Raw genomic sequence first — 25,518 nt, forward strand, 5'->3', positions numbered from 1 at the left:
ATAGTGCCGCGCAGACATCGGCAGCGCCTGCCGCGGGAATGACCGCGCACACCGGATGCGGCATCTCGCGGCGGGCTCTGACAGAATCTCGTGCGTGATGACGCAACGAGCACGCCGCATGATCGACGTGGTGGCGAAGCGACTCGGACGCAGTATCACCGCCCTCGACGACGAGGTTCGCGACTTCGACTCGGCCCATCCGTGGTTTCTGAGCGCCGAGGAACGCGACAATCCCGATACCCGGATCGCGGCGTGGACCGAGGGCAATCGCGTCACGTCGCTGGTGCATGGGAAGACTTACTTCGCGCATCTGGCCGAGGCCTTGTCCAAAGCCGGGCGTGACGACCTGGTCTTCTTCACCGATTGGCGCGGCGATCCGGAGCAGCTCCTCACCGACGACGGTGAGACAGTCGACGATGCACTGACCGGCGTCTCCAAGCGCGGCGGGATCGTCAAGGGCATGGTGTGGCGCTCGCATATCGAGACTCTCGGGTTCACGGGACCGAAGAACCGCAAGCTCGCCCAGCGGCTGGAAGAGGCAGGCGGAGAAGTCATCCTCGACCAGCGAGTTCTCATGCTGGGAAGTCATCATCAAAAGTTTGTCGTCATTCGCTACGTCGATAAAGATCTTCAGGACGTCGCGTTCGTCGGGGGCATCGATCTTGCACGCGCCCGCCGGGACGACGCCGATCACTTCGGTGACCCGGTCAGTCGGCCCTTCCCGCCGGAGTACGGCGAGACTCCCGCGTGGCACGACATGCAGGTTCAGCTCGAGGGCCCCGCAGTCCGCGACGTCGAGGATGTGTTTCGAGAACGCTGGGAGGACCCGGCTGCCTTGTCGCGGCTACCCTGGCACGCACTACCGGATATTCTCCGGGGAGTGACACGCGAGCCTTCGGAGCTCCCGGATTCGCCGGCCGGCCCCGATCCGCTGGGCTCGTGCTCGGTGCAGCTACTGCGGACGTACCCCCGCCGCCGACCGGCATATCCGTTCGCCACCAAGGGTGAGCGCAGTGCCGCGCGCGCGTATGCAAAAGCCCTTCGTCGCGCTCGCCAGCTGGTGTACGTGGAGGATCAGTACCTGTGGTCCGTGGACGTAGCGCGCGTCTTCGCCGCTGCACTGCGGCGTTCACCCGATCTTCGCCTCGTCATCGTCGTACCGAAGCATCTCGACGACGACAGCGCGATCACCATTCCGTCGGCGCTGCTCGGTCACTCGGCGGCGCTCGATGTCATTCGTGACGCGGGCGGCGAGAGAGTGTTGGTGCTGGATATCGAAAACGACCGCGGCATACCGGTGTACGTGCATTCGAAGGTCTGCATCATCGACGATGTGTGGGCGGCCGTGGGATCGGACAACTTCAATCGCCGCTCGTGGACGCATGATTCGGAGTTGACGGCCGCAATCATCGACGAAGATGTCGACCGACGCGAGCCGGCCGACCCGGGTGGTCACGGCGATCATGCCCGGGTATTCGCACGTTCACTACGCCTCGAGCTGATGCGTGAGCACCTCGATCGCGCGCCGGGGGACGACGCGGATCTTCTCGATCCCGGCTCGTTCTTCGACGTCGTCGGTGCGAGTGCCGATCGTCTCGACGCCTGGCACCGCGCACCAGGGGCGACACCACGGCCTGCGGGAAGGTTGCGCGCACACAACATCGAGGTGCCACCGGAATGGCAGCAACGGCTCGCATCGCTGGCATACAGGTTGTTCGTCGATCCCGACGGTCGCCCTTTCGGGATGCGGCTGCGAAAGCACTTCTGAGTCCGACCGGGTGTCCACTCCAAGCATGAGATCGTGGGGCATGACGAGTGCCTGGCATCGAACTGTACGAAAAGCAACCTGATCGTGAAGGTGACACTGACGTACCTTTCGGCCCTGACGGTGCTCTGCACGATGTTGGTGTTGCTGTACTGCGTACCTCAGCTGGTGGTCTCCGGTGTGATCGAACCGGGGCCGCTGTTCGAGCTTATGGTGGTGTTTCCAACGGTGGTCGGTGTAGTTGCTTCGCTGATCGGAGCCATCGCAGGGGCCATCGCACTTCCGCGAGTGGTGCGCGCCGGACAATACGCAACCTCAGCCATGGCCGCCGGTCAGATCATCACCTGCACAATCGCTTTCGCGATCGTTCTCTGGGCAGGTTACTTCGCCACGACAGGGTGGGAGTTGTTGATGCTGCCTCTCGCGCTGTTCATCGGCCAAGCAGTAGTCGCCGGGGGTCTTGTGTCGCGATTGCGGCAGCTGCGTCGTGCCGCTTAGTGCGAAAACTGCACTAGATACCTGCCGGTATTTCGGTTTCGAACATATGCACTAACAGGGTGTGGATGAAACTGTGGATAACTCGAGGACCAAGGCCTTCAGGCTGTGGATGGCTTGTGGATAGATCTCACGCCCATCACTATTTCCGCAGGTAGGACACGGCAAAATTGAATTACACGGCTGTGAGTAACTTTGGTTGAAGCTAGAACCTAATCTGTGTATGTTGGGACGTGCAGCCATCTTTTGCCCGACATCGAGGAAGTAGACGCACATGAAGAACATCGGGTTCTTGTCCTTCGGCCACTGGACGCCAAATCCTCAGTCGCAGACTCGATCGGCCTCCGACGTCCTACTGCAATCCATCGATCTCGCAGTTGCTGCCGAGGAACTGGGTGCCGACGGTGCCTACTTCCGCGTCCACCACTTCGCCAACCAACTTTCCTCACCGTTCCCGCTACTCGCCGCAGTCGGTGCCAAAACGAGCAAGATCGAGATCGGCACCGGCGTCATCGACATGCGCTACGAGAACCCGTTTTACATGACCGAGGATGCCGGTTCCGCGGATCTCATCTCGGGCGGCCGGCTTCAGCTCGGGATCAGCCGGGGATCGCCCGAGCAGGTCATCGAGGGATACCGCTACTTCGGGCACACGCCACCGGAGGGGTCCGACCACGCGGCGATGGCTCGCGCGCACACCCGACAGTTCCTCGAGCTACTGGAAGGCAAGGGATTCGCCGAACCGAATCCGTCGCCGATGTTCCCCAATCCTCCCGGATTGTTGCGCCTCGAGCCGCACTCCGAGGGCCTTCGCAATCGAATCTGGTGGGGAGCCGGCACCCGGCAGACCGCCGAATGGGCTGCCGAGCAGGGCATGAACCTGATGAGTTCGACGCTCCTCAGCGAAGACACCGGAGTACCGTTCCATCAACTCCAGGCCGAGCAGATCGTTCGATTCCGTAAAGCCTGGTCCGACGCAGGCCACCCGCACGAACCCCGGGTCTCGGTCAGTCGCAGCATCTTTCCCATCGTCAGCGATCTCGACCGCGCCTACTTCGGCCGCGAGGGCACAGGCCAGGACCAGGTGGGTTACCTCGACGGCGGCAAAGCCCGCTTCGGCAAAACATATGCCGGAGAGCCTGATCGACTCATCGCGGACCTGGCCGAGGACGAGGCCATCGCTGCCGCCGATACCCTGCTGCTGACCATCCCCAATCAACTGGGCGTCGACTACTGCGCCCACGTCCTCGACGCGCTACTCACCGAAGTTGCCCCAGCACTCGGGTGGCGGTAGCGCGCCGATACGCAGAGGTTGTCGGCGACGACTTGGTCGTCAGGCGCGCAAGGGGCGGTATCGGTCTGCAGGATCGATGCGGACCGGTATCTGGCACACCACCGCTTCGGTGTGTTTGCGTAGTACACCGGCGATTTCGTCGGTGCGTTGACTAGGCAGGAACTTGTGCCATCTGGTGGCCGGGTCGATGGTGGCGACCACCGCAAATGTTTCCTGGTGCGGGAAGTGGGTCCGGATATACCGGGCAATGGACAGTCCAACCGAGTTTTCGGTGTCATCGATGACGATCAGATGCGAATCCGGATAGCGGGTTTCCCAGCGTTGCGTGAAGTCTGCCGTCGACTCGTCGCCCATGCAGACGTGGATCGCGATCGGCTCCGATGACATAGCAGTCGCTGCAGCCATCGCCCGAGCGGACAGTGCCGTGAGTTCCGCTACCGGAACCAAAACAGCCGGTTCGACTCGGACGCCGCGGGAGGTCTCGACCCCGTCGACTGTGGTGAGTCGTGTGCCGATGTGCGTGTACGCACCTCGAATGCGTTCCATCCCGAGGATCAGTGCCGGCAGGGCAAACGCGATCAGCCACGCTCCCTCGGTGAACTTCATTGCGGTGGTCACCACAGCAGCCACGGCCGTCAACAATGCACCGAAACCGTTGAGCGCCAGGCGCCACTTCCAGCCAGGAGTGCGCTCCGCCAGCCAATGCCGCACCATGCCGAACTGGGCGAGAGTAAATCCGATGAAGACTCCGATAGCGAACAGCGGGACCAACGTGTTCATGTGTGCGCCGGAGGCGAGGAGCAGCAGTGCCGCAACGCCACCGAGGGACAGAACACCGTAGGTGAAGACTTCGCGTCGCGACTTCCTGCTGAAGCGATGAGGAAGGACATTGTCCTCGGCGAGCAGTCGCATCAGGTTGGGAAGTCCGCCGTACGAGGTATTCGCTGCCAGTGCAAGAAGTATCACCGTGGAGAATTGCACGACGTAGTAGCCCACACCATTTCCGAGTGATGCGGAGGTGAGCTGCGATAGGACCGTCGCACCGTGCACCGGCGTCAAGGAGAACTTCTCGATCAGCACCGCGAGCCCGATCAGCATGGTGCCCAACAGAATTCCAAGGACGACCTCGGCGCGCTGAGCATTGCGCACCCGAGGCGTCTTGAAGCTCGGTACCGCATTCGCGATCGCTTCGACACCTGTCAGTGCAGCACAGCCACTCGAAAACGCCTTGAGGAGAAGAAGAATACCGATCGTATGCGCATTGTCGGCCAGGAACGGAGCCGCGACCGCGGCGGGCTGATCACGAAACAGTCCCGCAATGATGACGGTGAAGATACTCACGACGAAGATCGCGGTCGGGAGCATGAACACCCGCGCCGACTCCGCGATTCCACGGAGGTTCAACGCAGTGATCCCACCGAGTATCGCCAGCGCAATCCAGACCGTATAAGGAAGCAGTGCGGGGAAAGCCGAGGTCAAAGCCGCCACACCCGCGGCGATCGATACCGCAACGTTGAGGGTGTAATCCACGATCAACGACGCGGCGGCCGCCAAGCTTGCACGAGGACTCAGATGCTTCTTCGCGACGGCGTAGGCACCACCGCCTTGGGGAAACGCAGCGATCACCTGACGGTACGACGCCACCAGAACCGCCAGCAACACCGCGATCGCGATGGTCACCGGCACAGTGAACCCGATACCGGCACCACCGGCGAGAGCGAGAACGAGCACGATTGCCTCGGGGCCATACGACACCGAGGCCATCGCGTCCAGCGACAACCCCGCCAATCCGGTTGCGACGGAAAGCTTGTGCTTTTCGGTGTTTCGCGCCGGCCGTGGTGTTGCCGATACGGCCCCACGGTGCCCGAGTATCACTGAATGTCTCATCGCTCGACACTCGCACGGACCATCGGCGTCGAATCGTTTCTTGTCGAAATATTGACGGGATAGCCGACAATATCGACGGCATTGATCGGATACGGCACGCTCGGCGAAGTCGGCGACGGTGTTCGGGCACACCAACGCATCGACATGCCGGTGTGCGGTCTCCGTGGTCTCCGGGCCGCATCCTTTCTTGCGCGTCCCCATTCGCAGCGATCTACCGGCGCCTGAGCGTCACGGAGGCCCGCTGCGGGTCATGCGTTGACTTATGCGGGGTCGGCGGATGTTGGAAGAACCGCGATCCGGGAGATAGCTGCGGTGTCGGTGAGTTTGATCGCTGGTCTACCTGCGGCTCGCCCGGCGGTGCGTTCGTGCTCGTCGATTCGTTGCCATGTGCGCCGGTCGACGTATTCGCACCTGCGGGTGGAGACGAAGGTGGTCAGGTCGTCGGCCGATCCGAGGGGGTCGGCCAGATTTCCGTTCGAGAAGTCCTCGAGCAAGTGAGCGACGGTTTCCGCAGCACAGGTTTTGTTGGTGCCGATGACGCCGGACGGGCCACGTTTGATCCAGCCTGCGGTGTACACGCCCGGCACGGGTTCGCCGTCCGGCCCGATAACCCGTCCGTGGTCGTTGGGAATTGTCCCCACCTGTTCGTTGAACGGGACACCGTTGATCGCTCGGCCCCGGAAGCCGACCGCTCTGAGCACGAGACCGGCATCGAGTAGATCCGATTCACCGCTCGGCTCGGCTCGTCCATCGATCATCGTGTTGCGTGTGACACGTAATCCGGTCACCTGCTCGTCGCCGACGACCTCGATGGGCGATGCCAGGAAACGTAGGACGAGGCGCTTGGCATTGCCGCGTGGGGCTGCGTTGAGCTCGGCGAGCACCTTGGTCTTGAGCTGCGTGGAGAACCCCGGCACGATCGCGTCTTGGGCCGCACCGTCTTCTACGAAGACGTCGATATCATCGAGGTGCGCGAACGCCAACAACTCCGGTGTGGTGAATGCCGCGTGCGACGAGCCCCGTCGCCCGAGAACGACAACCTCTTCGATGTTGTTGTCGGCCAAGGCTTTGAGGGCATGGTCGGCGATGTCGGTTCTGGCGAGCTCGTCGACGGGCAGTAGCAGGACGCGAGCGATGTCCAGGGCGACGTTTCCGTTGCCGATGATGATCGCCCGGCGGTGGCTGAGATCGAAGCGCCGGTCGGCGTAGTCGGGGTGGCCGTTGTACCAGGCGACGAATTCGGCTGCGGCGTGACTGCCGGGAAGGTCTTCGCCGACGATGCCGAGACGGCGGTCCTGTAGTGCGCCAACCGAATAGAGGACGGCGTGATGATACTGCAACAGGTCATGGTGCGACAGGTGGGTTCCGACTTCGACGTTGTAGAACGTGTTGAATTCCCGGCGTGCCGCCGTCCAGCGGAACTGGTCGGTGACGTTCTTGGTATGGGTGTGATCGGGTGCTACGCCCGCGCGCACAAGCCCGAAAGGGGTTGAGAGGCGGTCGAACATCGATACTTCGGCGCCGGCCTCGATCAGCTGTTCGGCAGCGTAGAATCCGCTCGGCCCGGCGCCGACGATCGCAACGCGCAGCGAATTCGCTGTACGTTCGAAGGTCCGCGGTGGTGCCACGCTCAATGGCAACGAGACTCTCGGCGTCGCACGGTAGTAGTCGGCGTTGATCTCCTCGTACCGCCGCATGCGGTCGGGCAGGGCGTCTGCCGAGTAGACCGCGTCGACCGGGCACGCCTCGGCGCACGCGCCGCAGTCGATACAGCGGACGGGATCGATGTAGAGCATTTCGGTGCTGGCGTAGCCCGGTTCACCTGGGGACGGGTGAATGCACCCGACTGGGCAGACATCGGCGCAGGCCGCGTCGTTGCAGCAGTTCTGGGTGATGACGTAGCTCATTGCGCCGCCACCGCCACCGGGATGCCGTTGAAATAGGCGTTGCCAGATGGGCGGTCGATCAGGTCCGGGTCCACCGGAGTCAGGTCGTTGTAGCTGGCGCCGCCGGCCGCAGTGGCAATCGACCAGCCCCCGCTGTGACCCCATCCCTGAGTCAGGCCGACCGAGCCCGGCGAGACCTCCTCGTTCACCTCGATCGGTACCACGATCCGGCCCCACGGTGAAGATATCGCGACCTCGTCGCGATCATGGACCCCTGCGGTTTCGGCGTCGGCGGGATTGATCATTGCCCGGCAGCGACGCTGCCCGGCCATCAACTTCGGCACGTTGTGCAGCCAGCTATTGTGCGAGCGAAACTCCCGAATGCTGAACAGCCGCAACGGAAATTCCGCGTTCTCTTGCTGCGCGGCGACGAGTCGGCGCGTTTCGGCGAGCATTTCCGGCGAATCGAGGTGGATCCGTTTGTCGTGCGTGTGGATCTTTTTCCGCAGCACCCCGGTCGGACAGCTGTCACGCAGGGCGATCGCGCCCTGATGAGCCATCAGCTTGCCGCGATTGATCCCGCCACGACGAAGTCCGAACAGGTCGCCGTAGGGCCCGATCCGGGTGAGTAGATCGACCGCGAATGCGGGTGTGAACCGGATCCCCAACCGTCCGAGCAGCTGTGCTCCGGGCACTGGCGACGGGACGATGCCGATCTGGCGGGCGATCTGATCGACGATCCACCAGTCGTCGCGCGCCTCTCCGCGGGCGGACACGACCGGTGCGACCCATTGGGCATTGGGCACGGTCGACTGCGCCTGCGTAAAGCAGGGCATCTGTTCGCGTTCGAGCCATAGGGCAGGTGGCAATACCCAATGCGCATGTTTCGAGGTCTCGGTGATGTACGGGTCGAGTGAGACCATGAGATCGAGTGACTCCAGCGCCGCGGCCGACTCGGCCGATCCGGGCCCACTGGTGACGAAGTTGCTCGATGTCGTGATCAGCGCGCGTAGTTGGCCCTGGCCGGGGGTCGTGATTTCGGTCGCGATCGTGGCCAGCGGCGCCTGGCCGTTGATCTCGGGCAACCCGTCCACTCGTGTGCGCCACCGCCCGCGCCCGGATACTCCGATTAGTTCTGCGAAGCCTTCGATGTCGACCATCGGGTCACCGAAGACCATGCCGCCACGGGAGTCGAAGTTGCCGGTGACCACCGACAGCGTGTCGAGCAGGAACTTGGTCAGAGTCGAGTACTGGCCGAGGGAGGTGCCACAGCGACCGTAGGCGCAGGCGCGCGGCGCCGTCGCCATAGCGCGGGCGATCTCGGTGATCTTCTCGGCCGCGATTCCCGTCTCGAGCGCCGCCCTGTCCAGGTCGAAGTGCAACGTGAGGTCCCGCAATGTGGCGATGCCGCGGGTTTGCACGGCGACCGTGCTCCAGTCGATCAGATTCTCCTCGAACATGACTCGGAGCATCGCGCCCAGCAGCCACGGGTCCGCGCCGGGCCGGATCGGGGTGTGCTCGAAGAGCTTTGCGGTTTCCGTCCGTCGTGGGTCCACCACGACCACGCGGCCGCCCCGGGCCGGAATATCGAGCAGGACCTCACGGATATGGCCGGTGGTAACCAGGCTGCCGTGCGAGACAACCGGATTCGCGCCGATGATGAGTGCGAAGTCGGTGGCGGTGAAGTCCGGCAGCGGGTTGACACCGGTTGCGCCGTACATGATGTGCGCGGCGGCCCAGTAGTTGTTGACGTCGATCGACGCGGACGAATAGTGGTGCTTGGTCTCGAGCGCGGCCGCGAAGCCCATTGTCGTGATCGAGCTCGCGTAGTTCCAGGCGATCGGGTTGCCCCAGAGAACACCAATCGACGAATTGCCGTGCGTGCGCTGGATTGCGCGTAGCCGGTTGCCGATGTCGTCGAACGCCGACTGCCACGTCGAACGCTCGAACCGGCCATCGGGCAGGCGCCGCATCGGGTACAGGACGCGGTCCGGATCGGCGACCACGTGATGAAACTGGACACCCTTCGAGCACGCGAAGCCTCGCGTCGCGGGATGGTCGGGATCGGGCCGGAGGGCAACGACCTCGTTCGCCTCGACGGTGGCGATGAGCCCGCAAGAGGACTCACAGATGCCGCAAAAGGTCTTCTTCTCAATCACGTTCGACACGTCGGCCCATCCTTCGTCGCTTATTCGAACAGTATGTATGATTAATAGTGTGGAGGCAATCATACGAAGACGGCGAACGACGAGCGCCCAGCGCATGCTGGACGCCACCGCCGAGTTGCTGCGAGCGGGTGAGCGGTTTGCCGATCTCTCGGTGGAGCGGATCATCACCTCCGCCAACGCATCGCGTTCGACGTTCTATCAACACTTCGGCGACAAGACCGAGCTGATCCAGCGAGTCGCGGAGCCTAGCGTGGACGCCTTCATCACCGCGTCCAATACCTGGTGGCAACGAGCAGACTGGGCGTCGTGGCAGTCACTGACCGACGTGATCGCGCAGATGTTCGCGCTTGCTCGCGAGAACGCGGAAATTTGGGCGGCCTACCTCGAAACCGCCGAGTCCGACCGCGAATTCGCTGCGGCGCTTCGCAATACGCTCGCCTCCTACACGGCGACGATGGCGGAGCGTCTCGAGGGTGAACGCCGCCGGGGGATCGTCTCCGCAGAGGTAGATCCACTACAGACGGCCCGATTCATCGTGACCGCTACCCGGGCGTCTCTCATCGACGCGCTTGCGGATCGTGCTGAGGATGAAGACGCCGCGATGGCCCAAACACTCGGCAGAACTTTCTGGCTCGCGATGTACGGACGAGTCGAGGAGAAGGGCAGCTGAGGCCTGGGACGAACTGGCGCGGTCGGCCGCGGATTTCGCGTGCTGCCGCTCTCGGAGATCACGCCGCGGTGATCGCCGATCTGTCGCGCGGTGCCCGCTATTTGTCCGTGGCGCCGATCCCGGTGACCATGGCGATGAGTCTGCTGGGACCGGAGTTCGCCGCACTCGTGTTCACCGGTCGTGTCGATGCCGACGCCGCCCGGTTGAGCACCTCAGTGGCATGTTCGGCGTTCTGACTCGTACCAGTTCGCACTGGTCATGCTGCAAATACGAGTGTTCTGCGCCTACAACGACACCCGCACCCCCACAGCAGTACCGCCGTCACTGAGCGTCACTACATCGAACGCGCCGCGTTAGCGCCTGACACCAGCGCAGTCCTCGATCAGTTGGCACCGCGAATCCGTGCCGTAAACGTGCCCTCGGACGAAAAAAAGACCAGGTCGACAGGGTAGAAATACCCTGTCGACCTGGCCTTCGTGGAGCCGCCTAAGAGAATCGAACTCTTGACCTTTTCATTACGAGTGAAATGCTCTACCGACTGAGCTAAGGCGGCGTGCCTTTCGGCGTTCGTGAGTCTAACGGAGCATCCCGCCCAAATGAAAATCGCCTGCTTGAATGGCCGCTTCAAGCTATCTGTCAGCCTGAATGAACCATTGAAGCGATGGGGCCGGCCTCGATAAACCACCCAAGCGATGGGGTCAGCTCAGCGCCGAACCCAACGACGCCACCATCGCGTACACCGCAAACTTCGGTTTGGCGTTGAGGGCCAGAGACTCGCGGCAGCGCAGAATGGCCTCGATGCTCTTCAGCAGCGCCTCCGGTGAGGCACCTTTGGCCATCCGTTCGATCTGTTCGGCCATGTCGGGGTGATTGAGCACGGCCGTCGACCCGTACGAGCGGGCCAACGCATCGCGATACAGGCCGGCGAGATCGATCAGCGCTCGGTCGTAGGAGTCACGCACGTTGCGGGTGCGACGCGACTTCTGCCGCGCTTCCAGTTCCTTGATGACCCCTGCAGACCCGCGTAGCGCCCCCGCGGCGCCCTTGCCGGTACCGCCGCCGCCCAATGCGGTGCGAAGCTCTTCCATCTCGACGCCATCGAGCGCAGCGCTGATCTCCGCTGCTTCCGTTTCGGCGGCCTTCACCATCTCTTCGGCTGCGAGATAAGCCTGTGTGGGGCGAGCGGCGGCCGATGCGAGCCCCAGCGCACGCATCCGTCGAGCACGGGCGTCCTCGTCTTTGGCGAGACGTCGAGCGCGCCCGACATGACCGCCACTGATCGACGCGGCCCACTCCGCTGTTTTCTGGTCCAGCTTGTCGCGGGTCTGCAGCACTCCTGCGATGGCCGACGCGGTAGGCGTCACCAAGGGGATGTGGCGGCAGCGCGACCGCAATGTCACCGACATGTCCTCCGGATCGGTCGACGGCGCACACAGCAGCATGACGGTCCGCGTCGGTGGTTCCTCGACGACCTTGAGCAGCGCGTTGGCAGCGGCCTCACTGAGACGGTCCGCGTCCTCGATCACGACGATCTGCCACCGGCCGGTGCTCGGACGTCTGGACGCTATCGAGACGATGTCACGCATTTCCTTGACGCTGATGCTCAATCCTTGCGGGATGATGCGTCGAACATCGCCGTGGGTTCCTGCCATCGTCGTCGAACAGGCATGGCACTCGCCGCAGCCCGGTGAGCCTTCCGACGTGCATTGGAGGGCGGCGGCGAAACACAGTGCGGCCACCGAACGTCCTGAGCCGGGAGGCCCGGTGAAAAGCCAGGCGTGAGTCATGGCGGACCCGGTATCGCCATTGCGTGCACCGACGGCTGCAGTGGTCAGCTGCAACTCGACGTCCTCTTGGCCGATCAGCCGATCGAATACTCCTGCCATGGGTGGTGATCCTAGTCGCCGACTACGACGCCGTAGACGGTCGCAGTGCTACCCGATAGACGGACCACCCGACCTAGATGTCCTCTACGAGGATTCTCGCCGCCACGCTCAATCTGATACAGAACGAGCTGAAGTCCTTTTCCATCATCGTCAGCTGAAGTGCTCGGCCGTCGATATCGACCACTGCCACACAAGAATCACCCTTGTACGCGAAGATTTGAACCCTTCGCGTACCTACGTCGATGTAGGTCAGGTCGGTGACACCGGCGGTCCCCTCGATCGAATCCAGCGGGAGGCCTGCCTGGATCGTGGCAGTGAACGCAACATCCTCACCCGTCCAGACGCACCCGCCCGACATCGGCACGACCGTCTTCGGATCCACACCTACCGCTATCGTCAGCGTGATTTCGTCTAAATCGCATGGGTCGAACTCCACAGAAGTTACCGCCTCGGTCGTCGGTGGAGTCGCCGAACTCGATTGGCCTTGCCCATGCCACGGGTCCTCGACGACAGCTTTACCCTCGACCGATCGAGCGCACCCCGACAACACGAGTAGACAGCATGCAACTACGGCTAGTTTCTTCCTCACACCCACTTGGACGTAGCGAACGCCCCGCTGGTTCCAGCGTTACCCAGTCGTGTTCGGTCAACACCCATCCGCTTGAATGGTCCATTCAAGATGACAGATAGCTTGAATGGTCCATTCACGTTGGCAGAGAACATGAATGGACCATTCAAGCAAAAAGGGGCGAGCGGCTAACCCTCGGCCGGCGGCGTCTTCTTCGCGACGGTTTTCTTTGCGGCAACCTTCTTCGCCGCGGTCTTCTTCGCGGGCGCCTTCTTGGCTGCAGCCTTCTTCGCCGGTGCCTTCTTGGCCGCAGTCTTCGTTGCGGTCTTGGTGGCGGTGGCCTTCTTGGTCGTCGCCTTCTTGGTGGCCTTCTTCTTCACCGGGCCACGAGCACGCCTGTCCGCCAGCAACTCCGACGCACGATCGTCGGTGATGTCGGCGACGTCGTCGTCCTTGCGGAGGCTGGCGTTGGTTTCACCGTCGGTCACGTACGGCCCGAATCGTCCGTCCTTGATGACCATCGGCGCTTCGCTGACCGGATCGATCCCGAGCTCGCGGAGCGGTGGCTTCGCTTCACCCTGACGTCCGCGACGCTTCGGTTCTGCGTAGATCTTGAGCGCATCTTCCAACGTGACGGTGAACAGTTGTTCCTCGTCGGTGAGTGAACGGGAGTCGGTGCCCTTCTTCAGATATGGGCCGTAGCGGCCGTTCTGAGCGGTGATCTCCTCTTTCGACTCGGGGTCCACGCCGACCACTCGCGGTAGCGACAGCAACTTGAGCGCGTCGTCGAGCGTGATGGTCGCGAGGTCCATCGACTTCAGTAGTGAGCCTGTGCGCGGTTTCGGGCCGGTGGCCTTCTTCGCCGCCTTCTTGGCGGGCGCTTTTTTCGCAGCAGCCTTCTTTACTGCAGTTTTGGTGCCACCGCCACTTTCTTCGCCCTGCGGGATGGGAACGATGTCGGGCTCGGGAGGTGTCGGTTCGGCCGGCGGCTCGGGCAGTATCTCGGTCACGTAAGGACCGAAACGGCCTTCTTTCGCGACGATGTCGTTGCCGGTGAGCGGATCGGAGCCGAGCTTGCGGCCCTCCTGCGGAGTCGCAAACAGCTTCTCCGCGAACTCGAGCGTCAGCTCGTCAGGGGGAAGGTCGTCGGGCAGGTTGGCGCGCTGTGAAATCGGATCCCCGTCAGGATCGTCGTCGTTGCGGACCAGCCGCTCGAGATACGGACCGTAGCGGCCGACGCGTACGTGGACTTCGCGTCCCTCGCTGTCGTCGAACAGCCTGATCGAGTTGATTTCTCGAGCGTCGATGTCCTCGAGGTTGGTGCCGACCATCTTCTTCAGTCCGCCCGAACGCGCGACAGAACCTTCGGCACCGGTGTCGCCACCGAAGTAGAAGCTGTTGAGCCAATCACCGCGACGTTCGCGACCACCGGCGATGGCGTCGAGATCGTCTTCCATCCCGGCAGTGAAGTCGAAGTCGACGAGTCGGCCGAAGTGCGTCTCGAGGAGTGCGACGACCGAGAACGCCACCCACGCCGGCACCAACGCGCTGCCACGTTTGTAGACGTACCCGCGGTCGAGAATGGTCTTGATGATCGAGGCGTACGTCGACGGTCGACCGATCCCCAACTCTTCGAGGGTCTTGATCAGCGAGGCCTCGGTATACCGTGCCGGCGGGTTGGTCGTATGCCCATCCGGATCGAGCGCGGTAGCGGTCACCGCATGCCCGGCTTTCAACGCAGGAAGTCTGGATTCTGCGTCGTCGGACTGGCCGCCGGCCTCGTCGTCGACACTTTCGACGTAGGCCTTCAGGAAGCCTGCGAAAGTGATGGTGCGACCAGCCGCGGAGAACGTGCACTCTTCTCCGGTGCCTGCTGTTCCGGTGATACGCAAAGTAAGAGTCGTGCCGCGAAGGTCCGCCATCTGCGATGCGACCGTGCGCTGCCAGATCAGCTCGTACAGACGAAACTCGTCGGTCTGCAGCGCCGAATGGAGCTGGCCTGGCGTTTGGAATACGTCACCCGCAGGCCTGATGGCCTCGTGTGCCTCCTGCGCGTTCTTGACCTTGCGTGTGTACTGCCTCGGCGACGGATGGACGTATTCCGCACCGTACAGATCGGTTGCCTGCGCCCGTGCGGCTGCAATCGCGGACTCCGACAGGTTCGTGGAGTCGGTACGCATGTAGGTGATGTAGCCGTTTTCGTACAACCGCTGCGCAACGCGCATGGTTCGTTCCGAGCTGAAACGCAGTTTGCGGCCGGCTTCCTGCTGCAGCGTCGACGTCATGAATGGTGGGTACGGTTTGCGGGTGTACGGCTTGTCCTCGGCAGACGCGACGGTCAGGTCGACGCCTTGAAGTGCGTCGGCGAGCCTGCGCGCACGTGGTTCGTCGAGAACGGTCACGGCGTCGGTCTTGAGCTTGCCGTCGGCTCCGAAGTCTCGACCCGACGCGACACGATTGCCATCGACATTGACCAGACGGGCACCGAAACTGCGCGGTGCCGCATCGGCTCCGGCGTCGAGTGTCGCCGAGATGTCCCAGTACTCGGCTGTGCGGAACGCCATCCGGTCACGCTCACGCTGCACGATGATGCGAGTCGCGACGGACTGGACACGGCCCGCCGAGAGCTTCGGCATGACCTTCTTCCACAGGACCGGACTGACCTCGTAGCCGTACAGGCGATCGAGGATTCGGCGGGTTTCCTGCGCGTCGACAAGGTCTTGGTCGAGTTCGCGGGTGTCGGCGGCCGCTGCCAGAATGGCCGGTTTGGTGATCTCGTTGAACACCATGCGTCGAACTGGGATCTTCGGGTTCAGGGTCTCGAGGAGGTGCCAAGCAATGGCTTCACCCTCGCGGTCAGGGTCAGTGGCCAGGTAGAGTTCGTCGGCGTCCTTGAGCAGACTTTTGAGCTCGGCGACCTTGCTTCGCTTCTCCGGCGACACCACGTACAGAGCTTCGAAGTCGTGATCGACATCCACACCGAGCCTGGCCCACGGTTCACCCTTGTATTTGGCAGGCACGTCGGCCGCTCCACGTGGGAGGTCTCTGATGTGCCCTACGGATGCCTCGACCACGTAGTTCGGACCGAGGTACGGGGCAATCTTCTTCGCCTTGGTCGGGGACTCGACGATGACAAGACGGCGCGGCTCAACAGAGCTGCCGGTGGACCCGTCCCCCGTGCCGTTATTCCGTGTTGCCACCTTGTTGCCGAACCTTTCCTATTGCATTGACTCGAAGCACTCCGTGTGCATTTTTACCGGTCGAATCCGACATTTTCTTTCGGTCCGCCTGGTAACAGAGTGACATACGCCGTCGAAATTCTCGCAGATCGGCTTCTGAACGACCTAGTCGGCGTGCGGCCAGCTGGCACGAGCGTCCGCGTTTTCCGGAGGGGGGCCCACGTTCTCGACCAGCCTCATCATGCGCCTTCGCCCGGAAATTCTCAGGCCCGGCGTCGGTCCGCGAGTGCCTATCTGGGTTGGCGCGATTCCGGCACGCATCAGGGCCTGCGCGAGCGGGGCATGTGTTTCCGGGGCGTGCGGATCGAGGCCGAGGACGTAACGTTCGCCGTCGGCCTCCGGCTTGCCGGAGGCCAGAACCCAGGCCCGTAACTCACGGGATCCGGGAACCCAGCCGGGTGGCATCGCCTTCACCGCGCCTTTGGTCCACAGCGAGGCCAGCGGTGCCAGGTCCGCGACCGATGCGGTACGAACCAGTGGGCGATTTTCTTCCGACCGGCTCAATTCCGAGACCAACCCACATTCGGCGATCAGATCGGCGATCGCGGCGGCGCGCCATTCACTGTCGACGACGACAGATATACGCGCGCCCGCAGCTGACACGACGACCTGTCCGGTCGACGCCAGCAGTCCGCTCAAGTCGGTCACCGATGGGGGCAACGACTCGGCGGAGAAGAACGACAGCTGGTTCACAGTGTGGACAGTAGGACATTGCCGGGCGAACCGGCGCCTCATGTGCGCGTTTCGCTCGAGCAGATGACGCACCGACCCGAAAACAACTCATCCCCCTCTTGTCGTTCGCAGAAAATGCGAACGTAAGAGGGGGATGATGATTGTCGACTCGACCCGCATTGCGGGCGATTGTCGATCAGACCGCGTGAACTCCGGTTGCCTGAGGCCCCTTGGTGCCCTGGCCGACCTCGAACTCGACGCGCTGATTCTCCTCGAGGGTACGGAATCCGTTGCCCTGAATCTCGGAGTAATGAACGAAGACGTCAGCGGACCCGTCTTCTGGTGCGATGAATCCAAAGCCTTTTTCGGCGTTGAACCACTTCACAGTTCCCTGTGCCATGCTGTTCCTTCTCTTTCTAACACCGGATGCGGTGGACGGCGCATACAGTCCACCGGGCCGGTTCCGACCGTTGTACTTCCTGAATCCCCCTCGTGAGAACCCCTGCAAAACAGAGATCCCTTCAGGAAATGCTCTGAAAAGCACACCGTTCGCAACATTAGTTTCTGCGAACGTGAAACGAACACAGAAGCTGCGACCAAGGCAAGTGAACCATGTTCCCTGCAATCGCAACAGTCAGAATGCGCACTTTCCGAACATTTTGTCGATCTTGATGACCACGGAGCCGCCCGACGATACCGTCGTATGCCTTCACCAGCAGCGATACCGTCCCACTGCAGGTGACCAACCGGCTGACCGATAGCATGAAAACCGCAGGTCGCGGCCCTCGCAAATGTATGCTGTTCGTTCGATTTTCAAGTATGGAGAGCACGTGACCCAACCGGTTCCACAGCAGAGCTACGGTCGCGCACTACTGGACCGAGTGCTCGCCGGCACCCCCTCCGGCGAGGATCCGTTGACCCACATCGCGGAGTTACCGGGGCGGGCTTCGCAATTCGTCGACTGGCCGTCGTGGCTGAAGCCCGAAGTAAGCCGCACGCTGATTTCCAGAGGAATCACCCGACCGTGGAGCCATCAGGCTCACGCCGCGACACTTGCCATCGGTGGTCAGCACGTCGTCTTGTCCACCGGTACGGCTTCGGGAAAGTCACTGGCATACCAGATGCCGATCTTGTCGACGCTTCTCGACGAACCCCGCGCGACGGCACTGTATCTGGCACCGACGAAGGCACTGGGCGCAGACCAACTACGCAGCACCATCTCCATCACCGACGAGTTACGCACCGAAGCACCGGAATCGAGTGAGGTCTTCCCGAGCTCGTACGACGGCGACACCCCCATCGAGACGCGACAGTGGGCCCGCGCCAATGCACGCTGGATTTTCACGAACCCAGACATGGTGCACATCGGAATTCTCGGCGCGCACGAGCGGTGGGCGAGATTCTTGCGGAACTTGAAATTCGTCGTCGTCGACGAATGCCACTACTACCGTGGTGTTTTCGGTTCCAATGTCGCATTGATACTTCGGCGCCTTCGACGCATCTGCGCGCGTTACGGTGCCACACCCACCTTCGTTCTGGCGAGTGCCACGACGGCCGATCCGGGAGCAGCGGCCACCCGCCTCGTCGGCGCTCCCTGCGCGCAGGTCACCGAGGACGGATCTCCGCACGGCCCCCGCACAGTGGCACTGTGGGAACCGCCGCTGTTGAAAGCGATCAAGGGCGAGAACGGGGCGCCGGTTCGCCGATCGGCAGGCGCTGAAGCGTCGCGCATCATGGCCGACCTCATCATAGAAGGCGCTCGCACACTGACATTCGTCCGATCCAGGCGAGGAGCCGAGGTCACCGCTCTCGGCACTCAACGCCTACTCGCCGACGTCGATCGAGACCTACCAACTCGCGTTGCCGCGTACCGTGCGGGATACCTCGCGGACGATCGACGGAAATTGGAGTCGGATCTTTCCGACGGCACTTTACTCGGCGTCGCCACGACCAACGCTCTCGAATTGGGCGTCGACATCGCCGGTCTCGACGCTGTCATCGTCGCAGGATTTCCCGGGACCGTCGCCTCGTTCTGGCAGCAGGCCGGCCGCTCGGGAAGGCGAGGAGAGGGATCTCTCGTCGTCCTCGTCGGCCGCGACGATCCACTCGACACGTACCTGGTTCACCATCCCGCAGCATTGTTGGACAAGCCCATCGAGGCGACGGTCACCGATCCGACCAACCCGTACATTCTTCGCCCGCAAATGCTGTGCGCTGCAGCAGAATTACCGATCACCGCCGAAGAGGCAGTGGAGCTGCAGGCCGAGTCGATGCTCACCGCTCTGGCTGCCGACGGGCTGGTTCGCAAACGGCCGCACGGATGGTTCATCACACCCGAGGGCCAGAAACGGACTCCGCATGCCGCCGTGAACATACGCGGCGGCATCGGCATTCAGGTCGCCATCGTCGACGGCGGCTCGGGTCGCATGCTCGGGACCGTCGATGGTGGCCGAGCCCCTGCCACAGCACATCCCGGCGCCGTTCACATTCACCAGGGTGAATCGTTCGTCGTCGACGAGCTGGATCTCGAGGACGGATTAGCACTCGTCCACCCGGAGCAGCCCGACTGGAGTACCTCTGCCCGCGAGAGAACCGACATCGTAGTCACGGCCGTGCACTCCCAACAGGATTTCGGCGAGGTGACCACCGCGCTCGTCCAGGTGAACGTCACCCATCAGGTGGTCGGCTATCTTCGACGTCTGCACTCCGGCGAGGTCCTCGATTCCATCGATCTCGACATGCCCGAACAGACATTGGACACACGCGCGGTGATGTACACGATCACACCGGAGCTGCTCGAGGCCAGAGGGATACCGGCGGAACGATTCCCGGGATCACTCCACGCCGCGGAACACGCTGCCATCGGCCTACTTCCGCTCATTGCAACCTGCGATCGCTGGGACATCGGCGGCGTGTCGACGGCCCTGCACGCGGACACCGGGCTACCCACGATCTTCGTTTACGACGGTTACGACGGCGGTGCAGGATTCGCCGACCGGGGGCACAGCGCGCTCCGAGAATGGCTGGCCGCAACGAAGGATGCCATCGAATCATGCGAGTGTCAGACCGGATGTCCGTCCTGCATTCAGTCACCGAAATGCGGCAACGGTAACGATCCGCTGGACAAGCCTGGCGCCGTCGTGGTGTTGGAAACGGTACTCGGTGCCCTCCGGGCCGGGCCGCGTTGAGGTAGCTACTACCGCGAGTCCGCAGACGACTGGGCAAAGCACTGCAGCGTCAACGCGCGCCTTCTGTGGATGTGCCAATGAACAGATCAATCTGGGGGAGTCGAGGACACCGCTGCTGAATCGGCTATGCCAATGGGTCAACCCGTACAAGCCAATGGTGAGACCACTGTCGACTTCGCACGGATCATCGTCCATGTGATCATTCACCGGACACAGCAGCCCCTCGAACTGGAGTGGACAAATCTATGGAAAGAACCTCGCCGCCTACCGTCGTGGCTCCATCTCCGGAGATCGAGAAGCTTTCCTCATCGAGACCGATGGCACGACGACCCCGATCACCGCGCGTCAGGTCGAACGATGGACCAAACCAGATCGTGACGCCGCAACTTTCTTGTGTTCCGGTTGTTCGATTCGCGTCTTCCCATGGAACATGGAATCAGAAGACCGGTCCCCGACTTTCAGCTCGGGGACTGGACCCATCAAGCACGGTACCGATTGCGACCGAAAGTCTCTACGGGACAATCCCTCGAGTTCTCGTGACCGCGTAACCACCCTCGACGGCACCACCATCTCCGGGATTCCCCACCGCCTGGTGCTAGTAGACCGCACGGTCACCACCGAAATCGTCTCCGACGGCAATCCCGACACCGACACCGACACTCGCCGTAGATCCCGCGCAGGGAGTGGGACTGCCATGTCAGTCCCCGGAGGCCGCACCGAATTACGCTGGAGCGAACCACTATCCGAGGATGGAAATTTACTCACCGTCACCTTGCATCCACAACAACGCCTCAGCCGGAACCGTCCCCCGATCCTGTGCAGGCTCACCATCGACCGCACAGGATGGCCCACCGGCCGCCGCAACGCCTTTCAGCGCGAGCTGGACTGGGCATATACACACGTACGCAAAGCCTGGATCGCGGATAAAACTTCCGCTACAGGTCTTCGCCATCGCGAAACAACATTCGCAAGATCCGACAACGTTCACAGTCCACGACTCACGCTTGATCTACCTTACCGACCACAAGATCACCCATTAACCTCGCGCTTTCACGCTGACTGAGCGGAAGTCCGTGTCATAAACGAAGAATGGTGCCCTGAACTGGGATAATTCGACTTGCGATAGTTGAATCAACACCAGTTCGAGGAGCACCATCCAGGTGAGCTAGCCTACCCGCGCCTACCCCCACACGTCCGTAGACGCCACCGGAACCGGTGTCGTGTCGCACGCCGGCACAGTCCTGCTGCTGCGCACCGCCGAGAAAACCGGCTTGACCACCGCTCTGTCGACCGGGTTGGCACCGTGGCGCAAGCCGCTGGCCAGCCACGATCCCGGCAAGATCGTGTTGGACCTCGCGGTGACCCTCGCACTCGGTGGCGACTGCCTCGCCGACATCGCCCAACTGCGCAACCACCCGGAGGGTCTTCGGCCGGGTAGCCTCCGACCCGGCCGTCTCACGCCTGGTCGCCGACGCCCCGAAAGCACTCGCAGTGATCAACACCGCACGCCGCACCGCTCGGGCCCACGCCTGGGCGGCGGCCGACGAACCTGACCAAACGCCACCTGGGGTACTCGATCGGGTTCTCACTCACCGACGCGATGGCCGCCAAGATCGCGATGATCCTGAAGGAGGTGTGGACCCCGGCCTACGACGCCGACGGGAAGGTCCGCGACGGCGCCTGGGTCGCCGAACTTACCGGCCTACTGGATCTTTCGGGCTAGCCGACCGGGATGGGGGTGATCGTCCAGAAGGAACGACCGCACCCCGGTGCGCAGTTGCGATTCACCGATACCGACGGGCTGAGACTGACCGCGTTCGCCGCCACCACCACTCGCGGCAAGCTGCCGATCTCGAACTACGGCACCGGAGGCGGGCGCGCTGCGAGGACCGCATCCGGACCACGAAAGACACCGGACTGCAGAGCCTTCCGCTGCACGGGTTTGACCAGAACCGGATCTGGCTGGCGGTCGTGCAGTTGGCGTGCGAGCTGACTGCGTGGACGCAGATGCTCGCCTTCAACATGATCCGGCACTCCGCTGGGAACCCCAACGCCTGCGGTTGCGTCTGCTCTCGATCGCCAGCCGTATCGCCCGGCATGCCCGCCGTATTCACTTGAGACGTCCGCGCACGCACCGCACGTGGACCTGCTGGCCGCCGGACTCGGGCGCCTCGCTGCGCTACCGGTTCCGACCTGACCTGCGTCAACCTGCTCGACCCAGGCGAAAGGCAATCCACATTCGGGGCCGTTGACCCGACGTCACCCGACCGCGTCGGGTACTCGTTCACGGACGAACACGTTCCCTGGATCGAGACACCCAGTCCGAAGCCGCTCAGGCCAGCACGCGGGACTCACGAAAGATCGAGGCTAGTGCGAGCTGCGCAAGCTATCGATTTTCGGGAATGACAGCGAGTCGGACCGGCCGCAGCCTCAACCGACCTCACCTCTACTCATCTTCGGCGCTCTGCTCGATTTCGTCGTTCCATTGCTGGTACGCAGGACTGACCAGATACACCCAGACCGATGAGACGCCGATCTCAGCCGTAACCACCAGGCCCGGAAGGTCCCAGCGCAGGCCGCGGGTCGGTTCGATCCACCAATCCGTGGGCCGCTGCCCGAGCAGTTCGAACATCCGCTGCACGAGTGTATTGAAAACTTCATCCAGCTCAGGCTCCAAGTCGCTCCGACCGAGAACCACATCACTGGCACAGAAGGCGAGCATATTGATCGCTCGCGACAAGTCGGTTGTCGATATGTCCGCGACGTACACCGACACATCGGGGCGATTGACTTCGAGATTGGTCACCGCTGCTGGCACCTGCTCATCGAGGCCGCTGAACTGCCAGCCGACCTGACCGCAGAACGGCGGCAGGTCATTGACGGTCCACGTCCAGTCGAACTCAGCGGCCGCGCGCACCGCCTGGGCAGCGCGTTCGATATCTGCTCGCATCTTTTACGGCTCTCTCTCGTAGTCAGAGTTGGTGGTTCGGTGGTGGCCGTCAAGGCGGTCGTAGCCTCCCACATCACGACGGGGCCAAGTACTCACAGGTAAGTCATGCCGCGGAGTCGTTCTTCATCCGAGACGATCTGTCCGGGCGGCGGCGTGTGCTGCACGACGTTGACTGTCAATGATTCGTTTGCCGGTTTTCGAGGGGCCGGAACCCTGGTAGCAGGGCAGCAACCGCAGGTACTGGAACAGCAAGTTGCCCGATCGCGGCGACATCGTGCAACCCTGCCTGGACCAGGCCACCGAGCCAACTACCTGATGCCGATTCGAACGATCGGGCCTCTAAAGCTGTCCTTGATCAGGCGGTGGCACTCACTGGATCCTCCTGCCATTGGTAATAAACCGGCTCTGCGGACGAGGAGCCATCCATTAGCTTCTTGAGTTCGATCGTGATCAGTCGGTCGCCTTCCAAGTACCCCGTGCGTCCTTTTTCTCGATGAGATCGATGCGTTGGGTCAGAAGTGGTCCCACCTGCGACATGCAGGCTCGATACGTCAGACCGTCAATCAGTTGCTCGCGGAGCTTGATTCGGCGGGTGGTAGCAACGATGGCGTGTTCGTTCTCGGTGCGACGAACCTGCCGTGGGATGTCGACCCGGCGCTGCGTCGCCCGGGACGCTTCGATCGGATGCTGTTGGTCACCCCGCCGGACCCTGATGCACGCGCGGCCATCGTCCGGTCCCATCTCGGCGGGAAGCCGATGGAGGGAATCGATCTCGCGCCAGTCGTCGCCGCCGCGGACGGGTTCTCCGGTGCGGACGTCGCCTATCTGTGCGATGAAGCCGCCAAGTCCGCCATGGACGACTCGATGAGCACTGGGAATCTTCGCTACATCACCAACGCCGACATCCTCGCCGCACGGGCCAGTGTTCAGCCCAGTACTGCGGGGTGGTCCGAAACGGCACGCACGGTGGTCGAATTCGGGAACAGTGATGGTGCGTTCGACGACCTTGCCACCTATATGCGAGTGTCGGGCAAGAAACGGTGGCGTCGTTGACTCTGCCCGGTCGCATGTCGGCCAACCGTTGCCAGTATCGCCGCACTCGAACAGAGAGGACTAGCCTCCACACATGCACGTCGACATCGAAGGCGCCACCCGGATCGCCCGCCTCGCTACCGAATTCGACTGGACCTGGGCCGTCGACGACCTGGAACCCTTCTGCGCACAGGCTGGATGGGAGCTCGGCGAACTCAGGCAAGGTGGCGCCTCGATACGGACGAACTTTCATGTCAACCGGCCGGATGCGCACATGTTCGGGCGGCAACCCAGAATGGATTTGATCTTGATCTTCGTCTCGGATCTGGCAGATGACGCTACGCCCATGACAGTGGTGCGCCCGCTGCTGGACGAAGGGTTCACGAACCTCGATGTGGCACTTACCGCACTCCTGGGGACAGCCACGAGCGCCGAACCCGGACCAGAAGCAGCTCTCCGATGGGACCTGCCCAAAGTGGTCGTCGAACTCAGTACGAGCCCCAGTGCGATCCACCTGAGTCTGACGAGTCCGGGGTACCAGGCATGGTTGGATGAGCCCGAACCGGAGGATGAGGACTAGCGATCGAGGTCGCATCCGATCGAGGTCGCATCCGGTGCGGAAACAGGTTTGCGCTCCTCCACGCGAATTGGACCACTCACATCGAATGGTGGCTAGTTACTCGGTGATTCGGGCGAGTGGGAGGGTAGCGGGGTCCTCATTCTCGTGGGCTTCGTCGCCACGCGAGGTCGATGATGGCTGTTGTGGGCTTCAGGGTGAGATCGCGGCAACTACTTTGCCGAGCACACCGGAATCGACCTCATCTACACGGGTTCCGGTCAATACACTGCGGACCGGGTCAACCGTAATTACGGGACTGCCGTGATTACGGTTGACTCGCGGGGGTGTGTAGTTTAATGCCGCGAGTGAAGCCTCTGATCGAGGGTCTCATATTCGACCAGGGTCAGTCGCTCGAGCCCCCGTTGACGACGTCGCCGATTGTAGGTCCGCTCGATCCAAGTGACGATCGTTGATCGCAACTCGTCCCGAGTGTCCCACCGGCGGCGATCGAGGACATTGCGCTGCAGGAGCGCGAAGAACGACTCCATCGCGGCATTGTCGCCGCATGCACCCACCCGCCCCGTCGATCCCTGTAAATCATTGTCCACCAACATTTCCCTGAAGGCGCGCGACCGAAATCCGGGATCCGCGGTCGTTGTGGTCGATCAGCCCCGCCAGGTCGGTGAATCCCTCACGTCTACGGGTCCAGATCGGTTGTTCGATCGCGTCGAGGACCAACGGTGTCGTCATAGTCGTCGAACTGCGCCAACCCTGGATCCGTTGCGAGAACGCATCAATCACGAACTCGACGTCTCCCCCGAGCACTCCGTGCAGGGCGGTGCCCCCACCCCCCGGCCATGTCGAGGCACACGTGAAATCCGCTATTTACAACATATTTGATGCTTCCGGGTTGAAGTTGCGCTCCACCAGATCGCCAGCACGATCGGCCTGCGGAGTAGCAAGGGTGGTCCGTTTCTGCTTGCCGCGTCGCGCGCCCTCGAGTCCGAGTTCACCCATCAACCGCTCGACGGTGCAGCGCGTCACCTCGATGCCCTCACGACGGCACTGCAATCACACCTTCCGCGTGCTGTAGACGGAGTAGTTCGCCTCATACACCCGGACGATCTCGGCCATCAGCTCTCGTCGCGAATCGCGCGTTTCGACGGCAGACGGTTGCGGGCGTCGCAGTAGGGGTCCCGGTAGTAATCGCCGAAAATCCAACGATGTTCGGAATACCGCCCGGTAGAGGGTAATTCGGT

18 protein-coding genes, 1 tRNA gene and 3 pseudogenes are annotated in these 25,518 nt (G+C 62.5%); 10 read left to right on the forward strand and 12 right to left on the reverse strand.

Annotation, left to right across the window (positions count from 1 at the left end; translation table 11 throughout):
• Positions 1–97 precede the first annotated feature (97 nt).
• The 3 genes from H2510_RS18205 (at position 98) to H2510_RS18215 (ending at position 3,554) form a co-directional block, all read left to right on the forward strand.
• Positions 98–1,768, forward strand: a complete 1,671-nt coding sequence (locus H2510_RS18205) for a phospholipase D family protein (RefSeq protein ID WP_186629691.1) — start codon at positions 98–100, stop codon at positions 1,766–1,768.
• Between the two features lie 84 nt (positions 1,769–1,852).
• The gene (locus H2510_RS18210) at positions 1,853–2,263 is read left to right on the forward strand and encodes a hypothetical protein (RefSeq protein ID WP_186629692.1); all 411 of its coding nucleotides are present in this window, start codon (positions 1,853–1,855) and stop codon (positions 2,261–2,263) included.
• Between the two features lie 271 nt (positions 2,264–2,534).
• Complete coding sequence (locus H2510_RS18215) at positions 2,535–3,554, forward strand: LLM class flavin-dependent oxidoreductase (RefSeq protein ID WP_186629693.1); 1,020 nt, start codon at positions 2,535–2,537, stop codon at positions 3,552–3,554.
• A 39-nt stretch (positions 3,555–3,593) separates the two neighbouring features.
• Here H2510_RS18215 and H2510_RS18220 read toward each other — a convergent pair whose 3' ends face one another.
• The 3 genes from H2510_RS18220 to H2510_RS18230 form a co-directional block, all read right to left on the reverse strand.
• A complete protein-coding gene (locus H2510_RS18220) occupies positions 3,594–5,441 on the reverse strand; it encodes an APC family permease (RefSeq protein WP_186629694.1) in 1,848 nt (615 codons plus the stop codon).
• Positions 5,442–5,701: 260 nt separating this feature from the next.
• Positions 5,702–7,348 (reverse strand): 4Fe-4S binding protein, encoded by a 1,647-nt coding sequence (locus tag H2510_RS18225; RefSeq protein ID WP_186629695.1) that lies wholly within the window; start codon positions 7,346–7,348, stop codon positions 5,702–5,704.
• Positions 7,345–9,495, reverse strand: a complete 2,151-nt coding sequence (locus H2510_RS18230) for a molybdopterin-dependent oxidoreductase (protein ID WP_315901421.1) — start codon at positions 9,493–9,495, stop codon at positions 7,345–7,347. The genes H2510_RS18225 and H2510_RS18230 overlap by 4 nt, the downstream gene beginning before the upstream one ends.
• Positions 9,496–9,544: 49 nt before the next feature.
• Between H2510_RS18230 and H2510_RS18235 the strand changes: the two genes are divergently transcribed.
• Together H2510_RS18235 and H2510_RS18240 are read left to right on the forward strand one after the other, a co-directional pair.
• Positions 9,545–10,165 (forward strand): TetR/AcrR family transcriptional regulator, encoded by a 621-nt coding sequence (locus tag H2510_RS18235; RefSeq protein WP_186629697.1) that lies wholly within the window; start codon positions 9,545–9,547, stop codon positions 10,163–10,165.
• Positions 10,166–10,233: 68 nt separating this feature from the next.
• Positions 10,234–10,401 carry a hypothetical protein gene (locus H2510_RS18240; protein ID WP_186629698.1) on the forward strand — a complete coding sequence of 56 codons (168 nt, stop codon included), beginning with the start codon at positions 10,234–10,236 and terminating at the stop codon, positions 10,399–10,401.
• Positions 10,402–10,642: 241 nt separating this feature from the next.
• Here H2510_RS18240 and H2510_RS18245 read toward each other — a convergent pair.
• The 6 genes from H2510_RS18245 to H2510_RS18270 form a co-directional block, all read right to left on the reverse strand.
• A tRNA-Thr gene (locus tag H2510_RS18245) sits at positions 10,643–10,718 on the reverse strand.
• 145 nt (positions 10,719–10,863) lie between these two features.
• Positions 10,864–12,051: a DNA polymerase III subunit delta' gene (locus H2510_RS18250; RefSeq protein ID WP_186629699.1), complete on the reverse strand. Its 1,188-nt coding sequence runs from the start codon at positions 12,049–12,051 to the stop codon at positions 10,864–10,866.
• A gap of 73 nt (positions 12,052–12,124) precedes the next feature.
• Positions 12,125–12,640, reverse strand: coding sequence for a DUF3558 family protein (locus H2510_RS18255; RefSeq protein WP_186629700.1), 516 nt, complete (start codon positions 12,638–12,640; stop codon positions 12,125–12,127).
• 167 nt (positions 12,641–12,807) lie between these two features.
• Positions 12,808–15,819, reverse strand: coding sequence for a type I DNA topoisomerase (gene topA, locus H2510_RS18260; protein ID WP_186629701.1), 3,012 nt, complete (start codon positions 15,817–15,819; stop codon positions 12,808–12,810).
• A gap of 144 nt (positions 15,820–15,963) precedes the next feature.
• The gene (locus H2510_RS18265) at positions 15,964–16,551 is read right to left on the reverse strand and encodes a hypothetical protein (RefSeq protein ID WP_186629702.1); all 588 of its coding nucleotides are present in this window, start codon (positions 16,549–16,551) and stop codon (positions 15,964–15,966) included.
• 175 nt (positions 16,552–16,726) lie between these two features.
• Entirely contained in the window at positions 16,727–16,930 is a 204-nt protein-coding gene (locus H2510_RS18270) for a cold-shock protein (protein ID WP_084345600.1), read from the reverse strand.
• A 430-nt stretch (positions 16,931–17,360) separates the two neighbouring features.
• Here H2510_RS18270 and H2510_RS18275 point away from each other — a divergent pair, with 430 nt between their 5' ends.
• Together H2510_RS18275 and H2510_RS18280 are read left to right on the forward strand one after the other, a co-directional pair.
• Positions 17,361–19,718 carry a DEAD/DEAH box helicase gene (locus H2510_RS18275; protein WP_315901422.1) on the forward strand — a complete coding sequence of 786 codons (2,358 nt, stop codon included), beginning with the start codon at positions 17,361–17,363 and terminating at the stop codon, positions 19,716–19,718.
• Between the two features lie 1,220 nt (positions 19,719–20,938).
• Positions 20,939–21,915: pseudogene (locus tag H2510_RS18280) on the forward strand (transposase).
• Between the two features lie 249 nt (positions 21,916–22,164).
• Here H2510_RS18280 and H2510_RS18285 read toward each other — a convergent pair.
• Complete coding sequence (locus H2510_RS18285) at positions 22,165–22,668, reverse strand: DUF6301 family protein (protein WP_186629704.1); 504 nt, start codon at positions 22,666–22,668, stop codon at positions 22,165–22,167.
• Between the two features lie 483 nt (positions 22,669–23,151).
• On the opposite strand from H2510_RS18285, the pseudogene H2510_RS20940 reads away from it, so the two are divergent.
• The 3 genes and pseudogenes from H2510_RS20940 to H2510_RS18295 form a co-directional block, all read left to right on the forward strand.
• A pseudogene (locus H2510_RS20940) lies at positions 23,152–23,352 on the forward strand (AAA family ATPase); the annotation flags it as partial.
• A 72-nt stretch (positions 23,353–23,424) separates the two neighbouring features.
• The gene (locus H2510_RS20945) at positions 23,425–23,721 is read left to right on the forward strand and encodes a hypothetical protein (RefSeq protein ID WP_261393035.1); all 297 of its coding nucleotides are present in this window, start codon (positions 23,425–23,427) and stop codon (positions 23,719–23,721) included.
• Positions 23,722–23,794: 73 nt separating this feature from the next.
• Positions 23,795–24,280: a DUF6301 family protein gene (locus tag H2510_RS18295; protein ID WP_186629705.1), complete on the forward strand. Its 486-nt coding sequence runs from the start codon at positions 23,795–23,797 to the stop codon at positions 24,278–24,280.
• A gap of 332 nt (positions 24,281–24,612) precedes the next feature.
• On the opposite strand, the pseudogene H2510_RS18300 reads toward H2510_RS18295, so the two are convergent.
• Together H2510_RS18300 and H2510_RS18305 are read right to left on the reverse strand one after the other, a co-directional pair.
• Positions 24,613–24,925: pseudogene (locus tag H2510_RS18300) on the reverse strand (integrase core domain-containing protein); the annotation flags it as partial.
• 219 nt (positions 24,926–25,144) lie between these two features.
• Positions 25,145–25,330, reverse strand: a complete 186-nt coding sequence (locus tag H2510_RS18305) for an IS3 family transposase (RefSeq protein WP_186629706.1) — start codon at positions 25,328–25,330, stop codon at positions 25,145–25,147.
• Between the last annotated feature and the right edge of the window lie 188 nt (positions 25,331–25,518).

The sequence above is a fragment of the Rhodococcus sp. BP22 genome (assembly GCF_014281965.1).
Classification (GTDB): Bacteria; Actinomycetota; Actinomycetes; order Mycobacteriales; family Mycobacteriaceae; genus Rhodococcoides.

Coding starts and splice junctions, on each gene's coding strand:
- H2510_RS18205 (WP_186629691.1), top strand. CDS start 98: ATGACGCAACGAGCACGCCGCATGATCGACGTGGTGGCGAAGCGACTC.
- H2510_RS18215 (WP_186629693.1), top strand. CDS start 2,535: ATGAAGAACATCGGGTTCTTGTCCTTCGGCCACTGGACGCCAAATCCT.
- H2510_RS18220 (WP_186629694.1), bottom strand. CDS start 5,441: ATGAGACATTCAGTGATACTCGGGCACCGTGGGGCCGTATCGGCAACA.
- H2510_RS18225 (WP_186629695.1), bottom strand. CDS start 7,348: ATGAGCTACGTCATCACCCAGAACTGCTGCAACGACGCGGCCTGCGCC.
- H2510_RS18250 (WP_186629699.1), bottom strand. CDS start 12,051: ATGGCAGGAGTATTCGATCGGCTGATCGGCCAAGAGGACGTCGAGTTG.
- H2510_RS18270 (WP_084345600.1), bottom strand. CDS start 16,930: ATGGCACAGGGAACTGTGAAGTGGTTCAACGCCGAAAAAGGCTTTGGA.
- H2510_RS18285 (WP_186629704.1), bottom strand. CDS start 22,668: ATGCGAGCAGATATCGAACGCGCTGCCCAGGCGGTGCGCGCGGCCGCT.
- H2510_RS20945 (WP_261393035.1), top strand. CDS start 23,425: ATGGAGGGAATCGATCTCGCGCCAGTCGTCGCCGCCGCGGACGGGTTC.
- H2510_RS18295 (WP_186629705.1), top strand. CDS start 23,795: ATGCACGTCGACATCGAAGGCGCCACCCGGATCGCCCGCCTCGCTACC.